Origin of the sequence: Actinocrinis sp. (genome assembly GCF_035605935.1) — a bacterium.
GTDB lineage: Bacteria > Actinomycetota > Actinomycetes > Streptomycetales > Catenulisporaceae > Actinocrinis.
Genome location: NZ_DATNGK010000131.1, coordinates 1 through 5,599, shown reverse-complemented (window position 1 = coordinate 5,599; position 5,599 = coordinate 1). Strand labels below are relative to the sequence as shown.

Below are 5,599 nucleotides of genomic sequence, written 5' to 3'. Positions count from 1 at the left end.
CGTGCCGCTACAATTCAGTGCAGCCGCTGGAACCCTGAGCGTGCAAACTCCCGCCAACGCCAACCTCGCGCCGCCCGGGCACTACATGCTCTTCATCCTGAACACGAACGGCGTGCCCTCGGTGGCGTCGATCGTGCAGCTCCAGTAGCGATGGCCTGGCGAGTCGCGCTCGCCGCGCTTGCGCTCGCCTGGTCCGGGGCTGCCGATGCACGGCATAGCAGCAGCACGCTCGACCCGCGCCGCGCCACCCCGGGCGTAAGCCTCGAATTGGTCGAAAGCGCGCGCAGCGCAAGCGGGGACGCGGTGAAGTATCGTCTCCGGGTGAAGGGCCTGCCCGAAGGTCACGCCTTCGGCGTGTGGACCAAGGGCTTCGGCCGCGATTTCACCGAAGTGGTCCCGGCGCTGCGCGACGACATCGAGCTCGATCTCGGGCCCTACCCGCGCGGCGCCGCCTGGTGGGTCGCCGTCGCCTCCGAGGACCAGAACACGACTGCGTTCGCCCGCGTGGTTCCGTACCCCATCGCCGCACGCGACGGCTCCTGCTCCATCTCGCTCGAGCTGATCTCGCTCTACGGCAACCGCTTCATCGCCCTCGGCGCCGGCTTCCCCCCCGGCGAGGAGATCGAGATCGAAACGCGCGCCTCGGGTACCCTGAGCCGAAAGCGCCAGCGCGTCGACCCGGACGGGCGCCTCCCGCTCGACGTCGTGGAGCACGGCACGCTCGGAGCCGACACGGTTGCACGCTACGCGGCGAAGGCGCGCGGCTGCGCCCCGGCAGTCGAATACCGCTGGGGCGAATCCGCAGTCAAGGATCACTGAGCCCCCGCGCCAGCGGGAAGCTCCGGACGACTGCCACGCTAGCCCAATCACAGTGGCGGGCACGTCACTGGAACGTGAAGTGTAAGAAAAAGCGACATCTGTGTAACACCATTGAAAGAAAGTTGGTGGCATGATTCGCGCGCGGTACTAGAACGGGGTGCGCGGGTAAGCGGCAGGGAGGCGCGCCGGTCCGATTGTTCAATGAAACAAAACGAAGCGTGAGACCTCGGCTCGCGTATTCCTCAAGGGCAGCGCGCATGCCGCGATCCATATCCGTACCGTTCATCGTCGTGTGGCTCGTCCTGCTGCTCGCCGGCTCTGTGCGCGCGCAGACCACCACCGGCCTGGTCGCGGCATATGGATTCGACGAAGGGACGGGCACCGCGATCCGCGACGCCTCCGGGCAGAACAACAACGGCACCTCCAGCGGCACGACCTGGACCACCGGCAAGTTCGGCAATGCGCTCGTATTCAACGGCACCAGCGCGAAGGTCACGGTGCCGAACGCGCCGTCGCTGCAGCTGACCACGGGCATGACGCTGGAAGCGTGGATCTTCCCGACGAGAGCCCCGACCGGCTGGCGCGCGATCGTCGACAAGAACGTGGACGGCTACTACATCATGGCCTCCACCGACAACGGCAATCGTCCGGGCGTCGGCGGCACATGGACCGATGGCAACAAGAACCTGTTCGGCCCTTCGGTAGTGCCGGTGAACACCTGGACGCACCTCGCGGCGACCTTCGACGGGTCGGCGACGCGCCTCTTCGTCAACGGGGTGCAGGTGGCGAGCCAGGCGCAGACCGCGCCGCTGAAGACCACGACCGCCACGCTGCAGATCGGCGCCGACTCCTATCCGAGCGAGTTCTTCGCGGGTCTCATCGACGAGGTGCGCATCTACAACCGGGCGCTCAGCGCGGCCGAAATCCAGAGCGACATGGCCACGCCGGTGAGCAGCGTCACGCCGCCGGTGAGCGATACCGCGCCGCCCAGCGCGCCGCCGGCGTTGTCGGCCACCGCGGCGAGCGCGACGCAGATCAATCTCTCCTGGACGGCCGCGACCGACAACGTCGGCGTGACCGGCTATCGGGTGGAACGCTGCCAGGGAAGCGGGTGCACGACGTTCAGCCAGATCTTCACGCTCAGCGGCACGACGTTCAACAACACCGGACTGACCGCCAGCACGAGCTACAGCTACCGCGTGCGCGCCATCGACGCCGCGGGGAACCTCGGCCCGTACTCGAGCGTCGCTTCCGCGACCACGCTCGCCGCCCCCGACACCACGGCCCCAACCGCGCCGAGCGGCCTCTCGGCCACGGCAGCAGGCAGCACGCAGATCAACCTGAGCTGGAGCGCGGCCACCGACAACGTCGGGGTCCTCGGGTATCAGCTGGAGCGCTGCGCGGGTAGCGGCTGCAGCGCCTTCGCGCAGATCGCCGCACCTGCCGGGACGAGCTTCGGCGACACCGGACTTGCCGCCGGCACGAGCTACAGCTACCGAGTGCGCGCGCTCGATGGCGCCGGGAACCTCGGCGGCTACTCCCCGGTGGCCTCGGCGACGACGCCTGCGCCGGATCTATCGCCCCCCACTGCGCCAACGGGCCTGACCGCCACCTCCGCCGGCAGCGGCCAGATCAACCTGACCTGGGCCGCGTCGACCGACGACGTCGGCGTCACTGGCTATCGCGTCGAGCGCTGCGCGGGAAGCGGCTGCAGCGCGTTCGTGCAGATCGCCACGCCGACGGGAACGAGCTTCAGCAACACCGGCCTCGCGCCGAATACGAGCTACACGTATCAGGTCCGCGCGGCGGACGCCGCCGGAAATCTCGGCGCCTATTCCAATTTCGCCAGCGCCACCACGGCGACGGCCAGCGGCCCGGTCGCGGCATACGCTTTCAGCGAAGCCTCCGGCGCGACGACCGCCGATGCCTCGGGTAACGGCAACACCGGCACGCTCAACGGCGCCACGCGCACCACCGCGGGTCAGTTCGGCAGTGCCGTGGTGGTCAGCGGCAGCGGCGCATACGTCGACCTGGGCAACGGCCCGACGCTGCAGATCACCGGCAGCATGACCATCAGCGCCTGGATCCGCCCCGCGGCTTTCCCCGCCGACGATGCCGCCGTGGTCTCCAAGCGCACCAGCGGCGAGCTCGGCTTCCAGCTCGACACCACCGTCGACACCGGTCCGCGCACCATCGGCTTCAAGCTCACTGATGCCTCCGGCGGCGGCATGTTCCGGTATGGCACCAACCCGCTGCAGGCCAGTCAGTGGTACTACGTCACCGGAGTCTACGACGCGGCCGCGCGCACGCTCGATGTGTATCTGAACGGCGTTCTGGACAGCGGCACGCTCGTGGGCACGGTCAGCGCCACGCAGCAGAACTCCCCGCTCAACGTGAACATCGGGCACCGTCCCGGGGCGTCGGGGTACGACTTCAACGGCACCATCGACGAGGTGCGCATCTATAACCGCGCCCTCACCCCTGCGGAGATCCAGGCCGACATGGGCACCGGCGTCGGCGGCGGCACCCCGCTCGACACCATCGCCCCGAGCGCGCCCGGCACGCTGACCGCCACGGCCTCCGGCTCCACCCAGGTCAATCTCGCGTGGGGCGCCGCCAGCGACAACGTCGGCGTCGCCGGGTATCGCGTGGAGCGCTGCGCGGGCAGCGGCTGCACGACTTTCGCGCAGATCGCCACGCCGACGGGCACGAGCCTCGGCGATACCGGCCTCACCGCGAACACGAGCTACAGCTACCGCGTGCGCGCCGCCGACGCGGCCGGAAACCTCGGTCTCTATTCCAATGTCGGCAGCGCGACCACGGCCCAATCCCTGGATGTCCTGGCGCCGACGGTACCCACCGGGCTCGCGGGCACCGCGGTCGGCCCCACCCAGGTCAACCTCAGCTGGACGGCCTCGACAGACGACGTGGCGGTGACAGGCTATATCCTGCAGCGCTGTCTGGGCGCCGGGTGCACCGCGTGGGTAACGATCGCAACGCCCACCGGCACGAGCTACAGCGACACCGGGCTGACGCCATCGACAACCTATCAGTACTGGGTACGCGCCACGGATGCCGCGGGCAATCTGAGCGCCTGGTCGACGATCGTCACCGTCACCACCCCGGCCCGGGATACGACCGGCCTGGTCGCCTCCTATGGATTCGATGAAGGGTCGGGGACGGCGATCCGCGACGCTTCCGGGCAGTACAACAACGGCGCCGCCAGTGGAACGACCTGGACGACCGGCAAGTTCGGCAGCGCGCTGGTGTTCAACGGCACCAGTGCGCAGGTCACGATCCCGGATGCGCCGTCGCTGCGCCTGACGACGGCGATGAGTCTTGAAGCGTGGATCTTCCCGACGACGGCGCCTACCGGATGGCGCGCGATCGTCGACAAGAACGTGGATGGCTATTACCTCATGGCTTCCACCGACAACGGCAATCGCCCGAGCATCGGAGGCACCTGGGCCACGGGCAACCAGAACACCTTCGGCCCGTCGGTGCTGCCGGTGAACACCTGGACGCATCTCGCTTCGACCTTCGACGGCTCGGTGGTGCGGCTTTTCGTCAACGGCGTCCAAGTGGCGAGCCAGACGCAGACCTCGCCCTTGGCGCCCACGACGGCCACGCTGCAGATCGGCGGGGACGCCTATCCGACCGAGTACTTCGCGGGACTGATCGACGAAGTGCGCATCTACAACCGCGCGCTCAGCCCGACCGAGATCCAGGTCGACATGACCACGCCCGTGGCCGCCGACGTGGGGACGACCCCGCCGCCCCCGCCTCCGCCGCCGCCGGGCGACACCGTGCCGCCGACCGTCACCCTCACTTCGCCTGCCACCGGCGCCAGCGTCGCCAACACGGTGTCGGTTTCGGCCAACGCGGCCGACAACGTGGGCGTCGCGTCGGTGCAATTCATGCTCGACGGCTCGCCGCTCGGCTCGCCAGTCACCACGGCGCCCTACAGCGTCGCCTGGGACACGGCGACCGCCATTCCCGGCAGCCATGTCCTGTGGGCTACGGCGACCGACCTGGCCGGCAACAGCGCCACGAGCACCGCGGTGTCCGTCTCGGTCGGGACGCCGACCGGCACCAGCTCGGGCCAGTGGGCCGCGCCGGTGAACTGGCCGATCGTCGCGGTGCACGCGAACCTGCTTGCGACCGGTGAGATTCTCGCTTGGGATGGGCAGGACTTCGGCAACCAGGCGCGCCTGTGGAATCCCGCGACCGGCGTGTTCACCTCGGTCCCGAACAGCCTGACCAACATGTTCTGCGGCGGCCACTGCCTGCTGCCCGACGGCAGAGCGCTGGTCGCCGGCGGACACAACGGCGCCCACGTTGGACTGCGCGACACGAATCTCTTCAACCCGGCGACGCGCACGTGGTCGCGCGTCGCGCCGATGGCCGTCGGCCGCTGGTATCCGACCGTCACCGCGCTTCCGGACGGACGCATGCTCGTGAGCGCCGGCGAGATCGATTGTGCCGGATGCGTCGCGACCATCCCGGAAATCTACGACCCGCAGCTCGATTCGTGGACGCAGCTCACGGGCGCGAGCATGAGCTTCCCGTACTACCCGCACATGTTCGTGCTGGGCGACGGGCGCGTGCTCGCCGCCGCCACGACCGAGGCTCCGATCGTCAGCCGGGTGCTCGACCTTGCGACGCAGACCTGGTCGGTCGTGGATCCGACCGCGGTCGACGGCGGCAGCTCGGCGATGTACGCGCCCGGCAAGATCCTGAAGTCGGGCCGCTCGGTCGATCCCGACCAGCCGGTGATTCC

Annotated in this window: 3 protein-coding genes; all 3 read left to right on the top strand. The window is 69.1% G+C overall.

Annotation, left to right across the window (positions count from 1 at the left end):
* Nucleotide 1 precedes the first annotated feature (1 nt).
* A complete protein-coding gene (locus tag VN779_RS26445) occupies nt 2-148 on the top strand; it encodes a galactose oxidase-like domain-containing protein (protein WP_349260739.1) in 147 nt (48 codons plus the stop codon).
* Between the two features lie 2 nt (nt 149-150).
* Nucleotides 151-819: a hypothetical protein gene (locus VN779_RS11355; protein WP_325722442.1), complete on the top strand. Its 669-nt coding sequence runs from the start codon at nt 151-153 to the stop codon at nt 817-819.
* Between the two features lie 257 nt (nt 820-1,076).
* Nucleotides 1,077-5,599 (top strand): LamG-like jellyroll fold domain-containing protein (locus VN779_RS11350; RefSeq protein ID WP_325722441.1); only part of this gene is annotated, 4,523 nt, incomplete at its 3' end.

Coding starts and splice junctions, on each gene's coding strand:
- VN779_RS11355 (WP_325722442.1), top strand. CDS start 151: ATGGCCTGGCGAGTCGCGCTCGCCGCGCTTGCGCTCGCCTGGTCCGGG.